Origin of the sequence: Pseudomonas sp. Root329 (genome assembly GCF_001424925.1) — a bacterium.
Lineage (GTDB): Bacteria > Pseudomonadota > Gammaproteobacteria > Pseudomonadales > Pseudomonadaceae > Aquipseudomonas > Aquipseudomonas arabinosi.
Genome location: NZ_LMCV01000025.1, coordinates 45,834 through 62,092, shown reverse-complemented (window position 1 = coordinate 62,092; position 16,259 = coordinate 45,834). Strand labels below are relative to the sequence as shown.

At 57.9% G+C, this 16,259-nt stretch carries 14 protein-coding genes; 6 read left to right on the top strand and 8 right to left on the bottom strand.

Annotated features, from left to right (window positions below; all coding sequences use genetic code 11):
- The first annotated feature begins 292 nt into the window (after nt 1-292).
- Nucleotides 293-1,777: an APC family permease gene (locus ASC74_RS19860; protein WP_056743403.1), complete on the top strand. Its 1,485-nt coding sequence runs from the start codon at nt 293-295 to the stop codon at nt 1,775-1,777.
- 78 nt (nt 1,778-1,855) lie between these two features.
- Here ASC74_RS19860 and ASC74_RS19855 read toward each other — a convergent pair whose 3' ends face one another.
- A complete protein-coding gene (locus ASC74_RS19855; RefSeq protein ID WP_056743405.1) occupies nt 1,856-3,109 on the bottom strand; it encodes an AAA family ATPase in 1,254 nt (417 codons plus the stop codon).
- A gap of 439 nt (nt 3,110-3,548) precedes the next feature.
- Here ASC74_RS19855 and ASC74_RS19850 point away from each other — a divergent pair, with 439 nt between their 5' ends.
- Both ASC74_RS19850 and ASC74_RS19845 read left to right on the top strand, forming a co-directional pair.
- Nucleotides 3,549-4,061: a BRO-N domain-containing protein gene (locus tag ASC74_RS19850; RefSeq protein ID WP_056743401.1), complete on the top strand. Its 513-nt coding sequence runs from the start codon at nt 3,549-3,551 to the stop codon at nt 4,059-4,061.
- Nucleotides 4,062-4,157: 96 nt separating this feature from the next.
- The gene (locus ASC74_RS19845) at nt 4,158-4,361 is read left to right on the top strand and encodes a hypothetical protein (protein WP_056743399.1); all 204 of its coding nucleotides are present in this window, start codon (nt 4,158-4,160) and stop codon (nt 4,359-4,361) included.
- Between the two features lie 10 nt (nt 4,362-4,371).
- Here ASC74_RS19845 and ASC74_RS19840 read toward each other — a convergent pair whose 3' ends face one another.
- Nucleotides 4,372-4,557 carry a hypothetical protein gene (locus tag ASC74_RS19840; RefSeq protein WP_008151642.1) on the bottom strand — a complete coding sequence of 62 codons (186 nt, stop codon included), beginning with the start codon at nt 4,555-4,557 and terminating at the stop codon, nt 4,372-4,374.
- A 392-nt stretch (nt 4,558-4,949) separates the two neighbouring features.
- Here ASC74_RS19840 and ASC74_RS19835 point away from each other — a divergent pair, with 392 nt between their 5' ends.
- Nucleotides 4,950-6,575: a glucan biosynthesis protein D gene (locus ASC74_RS19835; RefSeq protein ID WP_056743397.1), complete on the top strand. Its 1,626-nt coding sequence runs from the start codon at nt 4,950-4,952 to the stop codon at nt 6,573-6,575.
- 205 nt (nt 6,576-6,780) lie between these two features.
- Here the strand turns inward: ASC74_RS19835 and ASC74_RS19830 are convergent, their stop codons facing one another.
- From ASC74_RS19830 to ASC74_RS19820, 3 genes are all read right to left on the bottom strand, one after another.
- Nucleotides 6,781-7,887 carry an NADH:flavin oxidoreductase/NADH oxidase gene (locus tag ASC74_RS19830; protein WP_056743394.1) on the bottom strand — a complete coding sequence of 369 codons (1,107 nt, stop codon included), beginning with the start codon at nt 7,885-7,887 and terminating at the stop codon, nt 6,781-6,783.
- A 199-nt stretch (nt 7,888-8,086) separates the two neighbouring features.
- Complete coding sequence (recJ, locus tag ASC74_RS19825; RefSeq protein ID WP_056743392.1) at nt 8,087-9,796, bottom strand: single-stranded-DNA-specific exonuclease RecJ; 1,710 nt, start codon at nt 9,794-9,796, stop codon at nt 8,087-8,089.
- Nucleotides 9,797-9,862: 66 nt separating this feature from the next.
- Nucleotides 9,863-10,405: a YaeQ family protein gene (locus ASC74_RS19820; RefSeq protein WP_007897614.1), complete on the bottom strand. Its 543-nt coding sequence runs from the start codon at nt 10,403-10,405 to the stop codon at nt 9,863-9,865.
- Between the two features lie 147 nt (nt 10,406-10,552).
- Between ASC74_RS19820 and ASC74_RS19815 the strand changes: the two genes are divergently transcribed.
- Both ASC74_RS19815 and ASC74_RS19810 read left to right on the top strand, forming a co-directional pair.
- Entirely contained in the window at nt 10,553-11,752 is a 1,200-nt protein-coding gene (locus ASC74_RS19815) for a CaiB/BaiF CoA transferase family protein (RefSeq protein ID WP_056743390.1), read from the top strand.
- 58 nt (nt 11,753-11,810) lie between these two features.
- Entirely contained in the window at nt 11,811-12,674 is an 864-nt protein-coding gene (locus tag ASC74_RS19810) for a TIGR02285 family protein (protein WP_056743387.1), read from the top strand.
- A gap of 170 nt (nt 12,675-12,844) precedes the next feature.
- Here the strand turns inward: ASC74_RS19810 and ASC74_RS19805 are convergent, their stop codons facing one another.
- The 3 genes from ASC74_RS19805 to thrC form a co-directional block, all read right to left on the bottom strand.
- The gene (locus ASC74_RS19805; protein WP_033056390.1) at nt 12,845-13,132 is read right to left on the bottom strand and encodes a DUF3509 domain-containing protein; all 288 of its coding nucleotides are present in this window, start codon (nt 13,130-13,132) and stop codon (nt 12,845-12,847) included.
- A 162-nt stretch (nt 13,133-13,294) separates the two neighbouring features.
- Nucleotides 13,295-14,653 carry a transporter substrate-binding domain-containing protein gene (locus ASC74_RS19800; RefSeq protein ID WP_056743385.1) on the bottom strand — a complete coding sequence of 453 codons (1,359 nt, stop codon included), beginning with the start codon at nt 14,651-14,653 and terminating at the stop codon, nt 13,295-13,297.
- 133 nt (nt 14,654-14,786) lie between these two features.
- Nucleotides 14,787-16,196 (bottom strand): threonine synthase, encoded by a 1,410-nt coding sequence (gene thrC / locus ASC74_RS19795; RefSeq protein ID WP_056743384.1) that lies wholly within the window; start codon nt 16,194-16,196, stop codon nt 14,787-14,789.
- Between the last annotated feature and the right edge of the window lie 63 nt (nt 16,197-16,259).

Below are 16,259 nucleotides of genomic sequence, written 5' to 3'. Positions count from 1 at the left end.
AATAGCTACTTTGTTCATGGCAACGGTCTCCGGTGAGCCCCCTGTGAAAGCTTAGTGGGCGATCACAGAGGGCAGCGGGGGTAGCCATTTCATTATTTGATCGCATTCCCCCTGTGGGAGCGGGCTTGCTCGCGAAGGTGTCACCACGACCTCAAGGACGATCTCGGCAACACGTACCACCTGGTTCCACCTCAAAGAAGCCAAAACAATAACCACCGATCCGGGCAGCGCCGTCATGGCCCTGTCACGGTTTCGGACATCCGAAATCTGCCGATTTTCCGGAGCTAACACCATGGATTCAACACCCGAACTCGCTGTACCCGTCGCTGACAGCGACGCCGAGCAACTGCGCAAGCTGGGTTACACCTCGAACTTCAATCGCAGCATGAGCCTGTGGGAAAACTTTGCCCTGGGCTTCACTTATCTCTCTCCGGTCGTAGGGGTTTATACCCTGTTCGGCCTGTGCCTCGCCGCCGGTGGGCCACCGATGTTCTGGGCTTATTTACTGGTCGGATGCGGCCAGTTGCTGGTGTGCCTGATCTTCGGTGAAGTGGTCTCGCAGTTCCCGATTTCCGGCGGCGTGTACCCATGGGCCCGTCGCTTGGTGGGCAAGCGCTGGGCGTGGATGGTCGGCTGGATCTACTCCATCGCCCTGTGCGTCACCATCGCCGCCGTTGCGGTAGGTGCCGGTCCGTACCTGGCCGCCATGATGGGCTTTGAACCGAGCAACAACACCAACATCGTCATCGCACTGTTCCTGACCTTGTTCGCGACCCTGGTCAACCTCAGCGGCACCAAAGTGCTGGCGCGGATCGCCATGTTCGGCTTCCTCTGCGAACTGGTCGGTGCGGTGATTGTCGGCGTTTACCTGCTGATCTTCGAGCGCCATCAATCGATCAGTGTGTTGTTCAACACCTTCGATATCAGCGTCGACGGCTCATATCTGCCGGCGTTCCTCACCGCCTCGCTGGCGGGGATGTTCCTGTACTACGGCTTCGAGGCCTGCGGCGATGTGGCCGAAGAAACCCCGAACCCGAGCAAACAGATCCCGGTGGCCATGCGCATGACCATCTACATCGGCGGCATCGCGGCGATGTTCGCCTGCCTGGCGCTGATCCTCGCCGTGCCAGACATGCAAGCGGTGATCAACGGCACCGACAAGGACCCGGTCACCACCATCCTCAACAACGCCTTCGGCCCGGTCGGTTCGAAAGTGGTGATGGGCGTGGTGATGATTTCCTTCATCTCCTGCGTCATCAGCCTGCAAGCCGCGGCGAGCCGTCTGCTGTATTCCTACGCTCGGGATGAAATGGTCATCGGCAGCTCACTGCTGAAGAAGATTTCTCCTACGACTCAGGTTCCGGTTGCTGCACTGTTCGTGTCCGGCGTCCTGCCGGCGCTGATCATTGTGCTGGGCTTCTTCCTGCAGGATGCGGTGGCAACCATCGTCAGCTTCGCGGCGATTGGTATCTACCTGGCGTTCCAGATGATCGTGCTCGCCGCGTTGTATGCGCGTATGAAGGGCTGGAAACCGAGTGGCAAGTTCACCCTCGGTGCCTGGGGCTGGGCTGTGAACATCGGCGCGCTGGTCTATGGCGTCGGCGCGATCATCAACATGGCCTGGCCGCGCACGCCGGATGCGGCGTGGTACATCAACTATGCGATGGTGTTGAGTACTGCGATCGTGATTGGGTTGGGGCTGGTTTATATGTGGCTTGCCAAGCCGTATGACCATGGGACTGCGCCTGCGGGGGATGCTTGGAAGGTTAGTCGATAAGGGTAATTACCCTGCCCGCAGCGATGCGGGCTGGGTTCATGGTGTTAGTACAAAACACTCGTTTCGAACGCGCCATAATCAACCCCGCCTTATCAGTGGCAACCCGCGATAACGGCCTTCAAAATAACGCTTCTCGACATCCTCCCCTTCCCGTCCTTCAAAGTCGTAAACAGAAAAAAGGCAGGTTGCACCGTTAGCGTCTCTTTCGGTGATCCAGAACTGATCGCGTCGAAGCGCTTTGGCGTTCATTAGATGAGTGTCGTGAGTGGTAAAGATCAGTTGAGTATCCAGCCCACTGTCCAGGTGTTTCTCAATCAAGTCCGCGACTATTGAGGGATGAAGGCTGCTGTCCAACTCATCGACAGAAAGTATCCCGCTACCATCGGCGTGATTGATCATGAACCAGGGCAGCCAGAACCCAATCAGGTTTTTCGTACCGTCGGACTCCTCGGAAAAATCAAACTCCGCACTGCCTAAAAGACTCGTATGCGTCAGGGTTACTTTGTCTTTTTGGGCGGCTGCGAAGAACTCTTTCAGTGTGAGTTTTTTGGTGCGTTGAACAGACTCTGCGTCTTCGATGTTGAGCCGGATCGCTGAAACCGGGATATCCACTTCTTTTAGAAAGTCTCGTAAATCATGTGTGTAATCCGATGCCATCCGAAGAAATCTGATGGACGCTGCTGACAGCCCCATCATGTTGTTCTGCTCAATAACGAGTAGACCGGTTTGAAACCAGCTAAACGGCCCCCGCAACTGAGTCAACTCTTCGCTACTGTTCGCAACCGCCTGCGAAATAAACAACATCTTGGGGCTCGTCAGACGCTGCCAAGCGTTGTGCACGTCTTTACCACCCTCAAGGCTTGAGCCAAAAACATATTGCTCCCCCTCATCAACAAAACGACGCGAATACAACAGCGTTTCCTTACCTTTGGGATAGGAAACCAATTGTTCCTCGATAATCCGCTGCGCCGTCATGCGCAGAACAAACCGATATCGGACCCCGCGTTGGATGAAGTTGTACTCAAAAGAGCTGGGTTCATTTTGAAGTTGCGGGTCAAAACGAAATGGCGAGACCGGTAGCGGTTCATCATTTGATGTAGGTATCGAAGCGAGCAAACTCCCAATGACCCCCATTGCCCGGATAAGCGAAGATTTACCGGATGCGTTCGGTCCGTAAATCGCCGCCACCTTCAATAAATCAGGCAGTTTTTCTCCATTTACGATGGGTGTGAACACGTTGCGCTTTTTGCTCAAGCGCGGCGTCGCAGCCATGGACAGGGTTTGTTTGTCACGGAAGGAGCGATAATTGGCAACTGAAAATTCGATCAACATGTAGAAAACCTGCAGTTCGTTCCTGAATACGGGAAAAACTATAGGAAAAACCACGACTGTGACGCTGCTTGACTGCACCTCATGCAAAAACAGGCAATTCCTACAGATCGAACCTTCCAGAAAAGACACTGATTCCTACAACACGCGGCGCCAGAGTAGACTTGGCACCGCGAGCGCCTTGCAGATAGGCTTCAACCCGTTGCTGCAACATCAGCAACCCGGGGTCGAAGCCGGAATATCATCAACATGGCGCATCCGCGTCCCCATATGAACTGGGGCATTTTTGCCTTTCAGCTTCGCTTTATGGTGGGCCGTGTGGCGCGGGCCTCTCGGCTTCCGTGTTGATCGAGAATGTTCCGACTTCGAACGCCACATGGTCCGCCACCCAAATCTGTCGAAGGATTAGTGGCGGCTCCTTTTTCAACATGGAGTCGAAAAAATGCTTACGCACACACCAAATCCGTCTGAAATCCATCCGCATTTCACCCCTACCGTCTTCACCCGCCACAACCGCTTCCTCCACGCCTTCATGCAGGACAACCAAGCCTGGTTCTGCGTCCAGGACCTCGGTCGCCTGATGGGCCGCCCGATGGATCAACGCCTCACCCTGAAACTCGATCCCGATCAGCGTCGATACGTCTGGTTGCTCAAGAGTGGGAAAACAGTCGAATCACTGATGGTCAGCGAATCAGGGATGTACGCCCTTCTGGTGCACCACTTCGTCCCGGAAAACCGAAACCTGCGCCAGTGGCTGAGCAATGAAGTCATACCTACGCTGCGTGAGTCGAAAGCAACATCTGTGGATAACATTCCAAGCCTGAGTTCATTGCAGTGGGCAGGCATCTCGGTGCCGCTGCTGCACTGGCGGCATCAGGCCTGGATCAAGTGGCGGGACATGCCTGATCTGATGCAGGCACAGCGGCCGTTCACGATCGTAGGCACTTGCAGTTGAAGGTAGAGTGAAAAAATGAAAAAGGGGCAGACTTCACAGTCCGCCCCTTTGGTTTGAATACACCTGTTCAATCTCCCGTAAGAGCAATCCGCAGCCATGAGCAAACCGCGCATCACCCGCCAAAGCGTCACTGAAGTGATTCCAAGTGATAGCGCCTTTTCAGAAAAGTATCTGCAACAAACCATCGAGCTAAAAAACATCACGGCTCGCAGCCAAGCAATCCAAGAAGGCATCATCGACGCCGATGCTGGCAAGCTGACCTGCCTGGCCACCGTAAAAGCCAAATGGCTTTCACGGTAACCATCCTCGGTCAAAACCGCGAAACACTCCTCATCGCATCCACCAGATACCGCATCGCAATCTGGTCGCTTTCCGACAGCTCCCGATAGCGCTCCAACAACTTCATCTCGTCCGAACTGACCCGACGCCTTCGGCGCACAGTGGTCAGGCAAGGAAGGATTCCCAGCAACTGGGTGATGCCTTGTACTTTCGTCATGGACGATGTCCTTCTATAAGCCCGAGAAAACTTCAAAAACCGCATCGCCCTCTCCTTTTTGTCAGTCGCCGGCCTGAAGGGCAGAAACCGGTCATGACCACAGAATAGAAACTATCCGGGCGCTGAAAAGCGGTTTTTAGAGTAATTAGTCAAAAAAAGCAGAAATGCCCTATAAATCAGAAAGTACTGTCGGAAAACTTAACCGACATTTCTTGTTTCATTGCCGCGAAGCCAAAGTGCTACCCATCATTTTTTCTACACAACCGAACGGTTTAAGCTATTTGTTATCTGTTTAATGTCCGTTGCGTTTGGCCGAAGGCATGTCCGAACCTTTATTTTTGATCCAGCACGTGCCAGGAACGGCGCGGGATTGTTCACGACAGGTTGAACTTATGCACCGCAGGAATTTGCTCAAAGCATCCATGGCCATCGCTGCCTACACCGGATTATCAGCCACCGGCCTGCTGGCTTCGCGGGCCTGGGCCGGTACCGGGGCGGCTGATGGCGAGGCTCAGGCGTTCGACTTCGAAGCGCTGAAAATCCAGGCCAAGCAGCTCGCCGGCAATCGCTATCAGGACACCAAGCAGGTGCTGCCGCCGACCCTGGCGACCATGACGCCGCAGAACTTCAACGCGATCCGCTACGACGGCAACCACTCACTGTGGAATGACCTCAACGGCCAGCTGGATGTGCAGTTTTTCCACGTTGGCATGGGTTTCAAACAGCCGGTGCGCATGTACAGCGTCGACCCCAAGACTCGTCAGGCGCGGGAGGTGCATTTCCGCCCGTCCCTGTTCAACTATGAAAAAACCACGGTCGACACCAAACAGCTCACGGGCGACCTGGGGTTTTCCGGGTTCAAGCTGTTCAAGGCCCCGGAGCTGGACCAGCACGACGTGTTGTCCTTCCTCGGCGCCAGCTATTTCCGTGCGGTCGATGCCTCGGGCCAGTACGGTCTGTCGGCACGCGGCCTGGCGATCGATACCTATGCCAAGAAGCGTGAAGAATTCCCGGACTTCACCAAGTTCTGGTTCGAGACCCCGGACAAGGACAGCACCCGCTTCGTGGTCTACGCCCTGCTGGATTCACCGAGCGCCACCGGCGCTTACCGTTTCGACATCGACTGTCAGGCCAGCCAGGTCGTCATGGGCATCGATGCCCACATCAATGCGCGTACTGCCATCGAACAACTGGGCATCGCGCCGATGACCAGCATGTTCAGCTGCGGCACCCATGAACGGCGCATGTGCGACACGATTCACCCGCAAATCCACGACTCGGATCGCCTGGCCATGTGGCGCGGCAACGGCGAGTGGATCTGCCGCCCGCTGAACAACCCGGCCACCCTGCAATTCAATGCCTTCGCCGACACCGATCCGAAAGGTTTCGGTCTGGTGCAGACCGATCACGAGTTCGACAGCTATCAAGACACCGTCGACTGGTACCACAAGCGTCCGAGCCTGTGGGTAGAACCTACGACCGCGTGGGGCGAAGGCTCTATCGATCTGTTGGAAATTCCTACAACCGGCGAAACCCTGGATAACATCGTCGCGTTCTGGACCCCGAAGAAACCGGTCGCGGCCGGCGACTCACTGAACTATGGCTACAAGCTGTACTGGAGCGCACTGCCACCGGTCGGCACGCCATTGGCGCGGGTCAACGCCACTCGTTCGGGCATGGGCGGCTTCATCGAAGGCTGGGCGCCGGGCGAGCATTACCCGGAAGTCTGGGCGCGACGGTTTGCCGTGGACTTCACGGGCGGCGGTCTGGACCGCTTGCCGGAAGGCGCGGGGATCGAGCCGGTAGTCACGTGCTCGAATGGGCAAGTGAAGGATTTCAACGTGCTGGTACTGGATGACATCAAGGGTTACCGCATTACCTTTGACTGGTACCCGACCAATGACAGCGTGGCGCCGGTGGAGCTGCGGTTGTTCATTCGCACCAATGACCGGACGTTGAGTGAGACCTGGTTGTATCAGTACTTCCCGCCAGCGCCTGAGAAGCGCAAGTACACCTGACGGTAAGACAGTGTCTGGGCGGGTCTCATCGCGATCAAGCTCGCTCCCACATTGGATCTCCATGAGACACAGGTTTTGTGTGCGCCTCAGATCACCTGTGGGAGCGAGCTTGCTCGCGATGGCGGCAGCACAAGCGCTGAATATCCATCAGACAAACAAAAGCCCCGATCACAACGATCGGGGCTTTTTGGTTTTACAGCATCACTCAGTCGCGCAAATCCGACTCATGAATTGGCTGTTCACGATGGGTGGCTCGCTGATACTGCGCCGGCCAGATGGCCTTGCGTCCCCCCAGGTCATCATCGGCATGCAGTGGCCAGTACGGATCACGCAGCAGCTCACGGGCGAGAAAGATGATGTCGGCCTGGCAGGTGCGCAGAATGTGCTCGGCCTGCGCCGGCTCGGTGATCATTCCTACCGTGCCGGTGGCAATGCCTGACTCTTTGCGCACACGTTCAGCGAAGCGGGTCTGATACCCGGGACCTGTAGGAATCTCGGCGTTGGCCGCAGTACCGCCCGACGAGACGTCAATCAGGTCTACGCCCAACGCGTGGAGGCGTCGTGCCAGCTCGACGGTTTCATCGGGGTTCCAGCCGTCTTCCACCCAATCGGTGGCCGACACCCGCACGAACAGCGGTAGCTCTTCAGGCCACACCGCACGCACCGCTTCAGTGACTTGCAGCACCAGCCGGATGCGATTCTCGAACGAACCACCATATTGATCGCGCCGCTGATTGCTCAGGGGCGAAAGAAACTGATGCAACAGGTAACCGTGGGCGGCGTGTATTTCCACCACTTTGAAACCGGCGGTCAGTGCTCGCTGGGCTGAAGCGACAAAGGCCTGAATGACCTCAGCGATCTCGCCATCATCAAGCGGCTTGGGATGTGTGTGCTGCGGGTCGAAAGCAATCGACGATGGACCCACCGGGATCCAGCCACCGTCCTCGGGTTTGACGCTGCCATGTTTGCCGATCCACGGCCGATGGGTGCTGGCCTTGCGCCCGGCGTGAGCCAACTGAATGCCGGCCACAGCGCCTTGAGCCGCAATGAAGCGCGTGATGCGTTGCAACGGTTCGATCTGTTCATCGTTCCACAGGCCGAGGTCCTCGGCGGTGATGCGCCCGTCGGCCGTGACCGCCGTGGCTTCGGTAAACACCAGGCCGGCCCCGCCGACAGCGCGGCTGCCAAGGTGGACCAGGTGCCAGTCATTGGCCAGTCCATCGACGCTGGAGTACTGGCACATCGGCGACACCGCAATGCGGTTGAGCAGGGTCAATTGGCGAAGGGTATAGGGTTCAAGCAGCAGACTCATGGGGCACCTCTCGAATCAGTGGGCAGGCTCCAGGGTTCTGTTTGAAAAGTCGACGAGTGACAGGAAAAAGGTGCAGCACCCGCCCCCGCGGGCAAAAAATTCGACAAGACGTCACAAGGATAATCAAGCAGTGCTTAGAGACTAGTCGACATCGCGGGATGAGGGAGGGTTCAGATGGATTGGGTGCCAGAAGATCGCTTCAACGCGGTTCGATGTGGGCAATCATCAACTGCACCGTCTCGTTGCCACGAAACTCGTTGAGGTCGAGTTTATAGGCCAATTCCACCCACTTGATGGTCGGATTCGGCCAGATGTCGCGGTCGATTCCGAAGGCAATGCCATCCAGCTTCACTGAACCACATTCAGTCTTCAGTACCACTTTGAGGTGCCGCTCGCCGACCACCCGCTGCTCGACCAGCTGGAACACACCGTGGAACAACGGCTCCGGGAAGTGCTGCCCCCAAGGACCGGCATGGCGTAGGGCGCGGGCCAGTTCCAGGTGGAACTCCTCGACCGCCAGCGTGCCGTCCGACAGCAATCGCCCGGTCAGGTCCTCTTCGCGCATTTGCCTACGCACTTCCGCGTCAAAGGCTTCGGCGAACAACGGAAAATTCGCTTCCGGCAGCGTCAGGCCGGCTGCCATTGCATGGCCGCCATATTTGCTGATCAGATTCGGATGCTGCGCCGCCACCACGCTCAGCGCGTCGCGAATATGAAACCCCTGAACCGAACGCCCCGAGCCCTTGAGCAAGCCATCGCCGGCATCGGCAAAGGCAATGGTCGGACGGAAATAGCGCTCTTTCATACGCGATGCGAGGATTCCGATGACACCTTGGTGCCACTCGGGATCGAACAGACACAAGCCGAACGGCATCGACTCGACCGGCAAATCCTTCAGTTGAGCCAGCGCTTCACGCTGCATGCCCTGCTCGATGGATTTGCGGTCCTGGTTCATGCCGTCGAGTTGAGCGGCCATTTCACGCGCCAGCCCAGCATCTTCGGTGAGCAGGCATTCGATGCCCAGGCTCATGTCATCCAGACGCCCCGCCGCGTTCAGGCGCGGGCCAACAATGAAACCCAGGTCGGTAGAGGTGATACGTGTGTGGTCACGCTTGGCGACTTCGAGGATCGCCTTGATCCCCGGCCGAGCACGCCCGGCGCGAATCCGCTCCAGGCCTTGGTGCACCAGAATCCGGTTGTTGGCATCCAGCGGTACCACGTCGGCGACGCTGCCCAGCGCCACCAAGTCCAGCAACTCGCCGATGTTCGGCTGCGGCTTGCTCTCGTACCAGCCGAGGCTGCGCAAGCGCGCACGCAGGGCCATCAGCACATAGAAAATCACCCCGACGCCGGCCAGCGCCTTGCTCGGAAACTCGCAACCTGGCTGGTTGGGATTGACGATGGCATCGGCCAACGGCAACTCGTCACCGGGCAAGTGGTGGTCGGTGACCAGCACCTGGAGCCCGGCCTTTTTCGCCGCCGCCACGCCTTCAACGCTGGAGATACCGTTGTCCACAGTGATCAGCAACTGTGGTGTTCGGGTCAGCGCCACTTCAACGATTTCCGGCGTCAGGCCGTAGCCGTACTCGAATCGGTTTGGCACCAAATAGTCGACGTGCGCCGCGCCCAGCAGGCGCAAGCCCAACATGCCCACGGTACTGGCCGTCGCACCATCGGCGTCGAAGTCACCGACGATCAGAATCCGCTGACGCTGCTCGAGCGCCGTCACCAGCAAATCCACCGCCGCATCGATGCCTTTGAGTTGCTGGAACGGGATCAACCGCGCCAGGCTCTTGTCCAGTTCAGCCTCGGACAGCACGCCCCGCGCCGCGTACAGACGGGTCAGCAGCGGCGGCAGATCACCGAGGAATGGCAGGGTGTCGGGCAACAGGCGAGGTTCGATGCGCATGGGGTGACAGGTGCTTCTCTTGAATACGTAGGATAAAAACGCGTAACACAGACCAGCAGCGAGTAATCAGCCGCGTTCGCCGCTCAGCCACTGCAACTGGACTTCATGCTGACCACGGTCGTCGGTGACGAAAATCGTCCCTTCGCTGATCATCACGTCCCACTTGATAACGCGGGGCATGTCTTTGGCCAGGGTTTCCAGCACTTCCTGCGGAACAGCCGCGATGTGCACGTTTTTCAGGTTCTTGATCGCCGGGATCACTTTGGTCTCCCACACGCGCAGGCTGCCGTAAGCCAGCAGGCTGGTGCGTTCGGTGCGACGCGAGCACCAGGTCAGGCGATCGGCGTCTGGCTGGCCGACTTCGATCCAGTGCAGAACACGGTCGTCCAGGCTCTTTTCCCACAGGGCAGGTTCGTCCACGTCTGACAGACCGCGACCAAACGACAACTGCTCGTTGTACCAGAAGGCGTAGGCCAGCAGCCGCACGGTCATGCGCTCTTCGGTTTCCGAAGGGTGGCGGGCGATGGTCTGCTTCACGCTCTCGTACACGCTGCGATCGAGGTCGGTAAGGTTCAGTTCAAACTTGTAGGTCGTGGACGGCTGGGCCATGAACGGGCTTCTTGATACGGGGAAAGGCGGCAAGTCTAACCGATGCGGTAGGCAATCCACGAATTGAAGGCGATCAACCTTGGTCGTCTGACGTTCGGCTATGTTAAAACCCTGTATTCGCTCAACCTTTGTCCTACAGGATCCAGCATGCCGCTCACCGGAAAACCGCTCTCAGGTCTGAAAGTCATTGAATTGGGGACGCTGATCGCCGGGCCGTTTGCCTCGCGCATTTGCGGCGAATTCGGTGCCGAGGTGATCAAAATCGAGTCCCCCGATGGCGGCGATCCGTTGCGCAAATGGCGAAAACTGTATGAAGGCACCTCGCTGTGGTGGTTCGTCCAGGCGCGCAACAAGAAATCCCTGACCCTGAACCTCAAACACCCCGACGGTCTGGCGATCCTGAAAAAACTGCTCAGCGAAGCGGACATCCTGATCGAGAACTTTCGCCCGGGCGTGCTGGAAAAACTCGGTCTGGGCTGGGACGTCTTGCACGCTCTGAACCCGAAACTGGTGATGGTGCGTCTCTCGGGTTTCGGTCAGACCGGACCGATGAAAGATCAGCCAGGCTTTGGCGCCGTCGGTGAATCCATGGGCGGCTTGCGCTACATCACAGGGTTCGAAGATCGGCCACCGGTGCGCACCGGGATTTCCATCGGCGACTCGATTGCCGCGCTCTGGGGCGTGATCGGCGCATTGATGGCCCTGCGTCATCGCGAGGTTAACGGTGGCCTCGGCCAAGTGGTGGATGTGGCGCTGTATGAAGCGATTTTCGCCATGATGGAAAGCATGGTCCCCGAGTTCGACGTGTTCGGCTTCATCCGCGAACGCACCGGCAACATCATGCCGGGCATCACGCCCTCCTCGATCCACACCAGTGCCGACGGCAAACATGTGCAGATCGGCGCCAATGGCGATGCGATCTTCAAACGCTTCATGCTGATCATGGGTCGCGAGGACCTGGCCAATGACCCTGCGTTGGCGAGCAACGACGGACGCGATAGCCGTCGCGACGAGATTTATGGGGTGATTGATCGCTGGGTCAACTCGCTGCCGCTGGACACCATCATCGAGCAGTTGAATCAGGCCGACGTACCGGCCAGCCGGATCTTCAGTGCTGAAGATATGTTCAGTGATCCACAGTACCTGGCCCGGGAAATGTTCCTGAAGGCCAAGTTGCCGGACGGCAAAGATTTCAAGATGCCAGGAATCGTGCCGAAACTATCAGAGACACCCGGCACTTCGGAATGGGTCGGGCCGCAGTTGGGCGAACACAATGCGCAGGTACTCAACGATCTTGGTTACGACAAGGAACAGATCGCAAAGCTGCGTGAAGACGGGGCCATCTAAGCTGAGGTGCCTGCTTGCGCGGCCCATCAACCGCTGCCTGACGCGCGGCGGACGAGCAGTGTGCGCGTTCGCGTTTTTCCTGTTGCTCGCCGGCCAGGCTCAGCCAACGTTGGCGCAACCGAAGGAAACCCTGGTCTGGCTGTTGCGCGACCTTCCACCGCTGATGATTTTCGAAGGATCGAAAAAGGGCCAGGGCGTCATCGATCAACTGCTGCAGCTGCTGATCGCCCGCATGCCGCAATACGAACACACCCTGATGCGGGTCAATCGCGCTCGCGGCTTGCAAATGCTCCACGAGCCATCCCTCACGTGCGATGCGGCGCTGAATTGGAGCAAGGAGCGCGATGACTGGATCGCGTTTTCCATCCCGGTCTTTCGGGCCATGAGTAATGGCCTGGCCGTGCGCCGCGTTGATCGGGAGGTGCTGGCACCCTTTATCAAGGACGGCGAAGTGGACCTGGCGGCCCTGCTGGCCAGTGGCCGCGAGAAACTGGGCATTATTGCCGAGCGCAACTACGGCGAGTATCTCGACGCGCTGCTCAAACAAGCGCCAGCCAACTCACTGACCCTCCACTACGGCAACGACGCTTTGGGCAGCCTGTTGCAAATGCAACGCTTGGGGCGCTTGCGGATGCTGTTGGGGTACCGCTCGGAGATCCTCTACCAGGCCCAGCAGCAAGGGATCGCGGAAGATGAATTGCAGTTCTACCCGATTAGCGGCACGGGCAAATACCTGTCCGGTTACATCGGCTGTACCGACACCCCCCAGGGCCGGCAGGCGATCATCGAGATCAACCAACTGCTGCGCACCCTGCCCCACGATCATTTGAGCGAAGCATACGCCGCCTGGCTGGACCCCGAAAGTCGCAGCGACTACCTGGAGGCCAGCCGGGCATTTTTCATGCATCAGGCCGAGCAATGACAAATCGCAGGCAAAAAGAAACCCCGAGAAGTGGGGAGACGACTCGGGGTTAAACGTGGCCTACATAAAGACCAGTAACAACAAGCTACAAGCACCGGAGCACAATGCTTGATCCTGCTGTTACAAGGTCTGACTGACCTAAGCGCAGGAAGGTTCCCACAAAAAACAATTCAATTTCGGTTGGCCAGGATTTTATCCTGAGCAGCATTACGCAACGCCGCGATGACGCAGGGCTCCAGCCTGCCTTCGGCGATCAGCACGTCGCGATGCAATCCGTCGACGACATCCGTCAGCAGACGTTTACTGGTCAACTGGGCCTGATTGAACGCCCGCTCGACCACGATAGCGCCGGTCGCATTTTTCAGTGTCACCAGGCATTCGCCATGGGTTCCCGACGGGGTCAACGTTACCTGATACGGGCTCAGAGCTTCACCGAGCAATAGACTGATACTTTCCATCTCGATCACCACTCATTAGTCCGAAAACAAAGTGCCTGGGGCGTGCCTACAGTAAATGACCACTGGCTCGAGAAGAAAGTTCTGGATACCGACTGCTGGTGAACCTGCGCCTCTGGTCAATAGAGCATGCACGGCCAAGATGACAGATAAAAAACAGCCGCGTCATGCCTGCTGCTTGCGCTTACCAATATCGGTCCATCCACCCAGCAGGCCCCGCAACTGTCCGTCGGCACCGTAAAAAGGCACCGTCCACTGATAGACATGCCTGACGCCGTTCTTGAACCTCAATTGACGCTCACTGAAGCGCGTCTTGCGCGTACCGAGCTGGGCCATGAACTCTGCATGCAGCAGTTCGGCAGTCTCTTTGGGCAAGACGTCCAGTTCAATCAGCTGTCGTCCCTGAACCTGGTCGAAACGCGTCGACAAGCCCTCCTCATAACTTTTGTTGCACATGATCAAACGCCCTTCCAGATCACGAACAAACATCGGATCGGGCATGGCGTCCATCAACGCATGCTGGAAGGCAAGCTGATCACTCAGACTCTTCTCGGCATCCAGGCGCTGCTGGATCAATACCGTGAGCCGTCGGTTCCAGAGCAGGGACAACAGGCCGAACAGACTGACGATAAACATTCCCCAGCAGCCCCACTCGGCGAGTCGTTGCCAGGCGCCAGGCACCTTGACCGGGGCAATCCCATTGAGCCATTTCAGGCGAATGGCGCGCAATTCAGCAGGATCAAGCGCCTCAAGCGCCTTGTTGAGGATGCTCGACAACTGAGGCTGACCTTTGCGTACGGCCAGGTGGTCCGCCTCCCATTTGCCTTCCACCGTATACCCGACCTTGAGCTGCCCGGACGGATAGAGTTGTGCTCCGGTTTCGTTTTCGATGGTGGCATAGGCCTCACCGCTCTCGACCAGCGCCCGGGCCTCCGCGTAGGTTTTAACCGAGCGTAGCTCGATGTCCGGATGGTCGCGGCGAATCGTGGCCTCGAGCGCATGCCGGGTCGGTAACACCAGAACCCGTCCCGACAGCTGCTCCAGGGATTTCACCTCTGACGCCCCGGCCCGCCCGACGAACACCCAGCCAGCGCCACCGAACGCATGACTGAAATCCAGAAACGTCTTGCGTTCGTCATTCATCGCCAGCGTCGTGCTCATGTCCGCGGCGCCACTTTCCAGTCGCCCGAGCAACTGATCGGTGGAAAACGATTCTTCGTGAACAAACTGCAATCCCGTCATTGCGCTGATGCGGTTGAGCAGATCATTGTTCAAGCCGCCCCAGTGGCCGCGCTCATCCTTGAACAGGTACAGCGGATATTGCACCGATGCGACGATGACTTTTGAATGCTCGGCAATCCATTTCAACTCCTGAGCATCCAGCTCGATCTTTAGGCCAGCAACCGATCCTTTGGAGTCGGTCGCCGCCAATTGCGACGCGCCCCCCCATTGAGCAAAGCCCAGGGTGCCGACTAAAAAAAACATCCAGCACGCGGCTGGTTTTAACCCTCTGAAAAACAGCATTGCCACTTCCTTGGTGATCGTCTCGCCCGCCCTTCATAGGCGGCTCTTCATTTACGAAACCCGACAAGTGTGGCATGCAGAAATGAGAAAGCCCGTCAGGAGACGGGCTTCAAAATGTGACAGTTTTAATCGGTTACAGAGGCTTGCCGCGGTTGCCATGCTTGCTGACAAAGGCCTGCACGGCTTTCAGGTCATTTGGCAGCACGGTGCAGCGCTCATCTCGCTCAAACAAATCAGAAAGATGTGCAGGTAGTTCGAGCGCTTTTCCTACGCCTGCTTTTTCCACTGCGTCCGGGAATTTGACCGGATGCGCCGTACCAAGGATCACCATCGGGATATCCAGGCTGCGACGGCACTCGCGCGCCGCCTTCACGCCGATGGCGGTGTGCGGATCCAGCAGTTCGCCGGTTTGCTCATAAACTTCAGCAATGGTTTCGCAAGTTTGTGCGTCATCCACGGCCAGCGAATCGAACAGCTTGCGGGCTTCGGTCCAGCGTTCCTGTTCGACGCTGAAACCGCCACCTTGCTTGAAGGTGTCCATCAGCCCGGCGATCGCTGCGCCGTTGCGACCGTGCAGGTCGAACAGCAGGCGTTCGAAGTTCGACGACACCATGATGTCCATCGACGGCGACAGCGTGGCGTGCAGGGTGTCCTTGACGTACTGATTGCCGCTCATGAAGCGGTGCAGGATGTCGTTGCGGTTGGTAGCGACGATCAACTGGTTGATCGGCAGGCCCATGTTGCGCGCCAGGTAACCGGCGAAAATGTCGCCAAAGTTGCCGGTCGGCACCGAGAACGACACCGAACGTGCCGGGCCGCCCAACTGCAGGGCTGCATGGAAGTAGTAAACGATCTGGGCCATGATCCGCGCCCAGTTGATCGAGTTCACGGCCACCAGACGCGTGCCTTTGAGGAAGCTCTGGTCGGCGAAGCTGGCCTTGACCATTTCCTGGCAGTCATCGAAGTTGCCTTCGATGGCGATGTTATGGATGTTCTCGCCGAAAATGGTGGTCATCTGGCGACGCTGCACTTCGGACACGCGGTTGTGCGGGTGCAGGATGAAGATATCGACGTTATCGCAGTGCTTGCAGCCTTCGATGGCGGCCGAACCGGTGTCGCCGGAGGTGGCGCCGACAATCACTACGCGCTCACCACGTTTTTCCAGCACGTAGTCGAGCAGACGACCCAGCAGCTGCAAAGCGAAGTCTTTGAACGCGAGGGTCGGGCCGTGGAACAGCTCCAGCACCCATTCGTTGCCGTTCAGCTGACGCAGTGGCGCCACGGCGTTGTGGGAAAACACGCCATACGTTTCTTCAAGAATCTTTTTGAAATCGGCATCAGGAATGCTGCCGGTGACGAACGGGCGCATCACCCGAAAGGCCAGCTCGTGATACGGCAGGCCGGCCCAGGAAGCGATTTCTTCCTGGGTGAAACGTGGCAGGTTTTCCGGGACGTACAGACCGCCGTCCGTGGCCAGACCGGCCAGCAGGACGTCTTCGAAATTCAGGGCCGGTGCCTGGCCGCGGGTACTGATATAACGCATGACTGGCTCCAATAGACAGTGTTCGCAAACCCGGGCCCGCAGGCGGGCCCGGTGAACGATAAC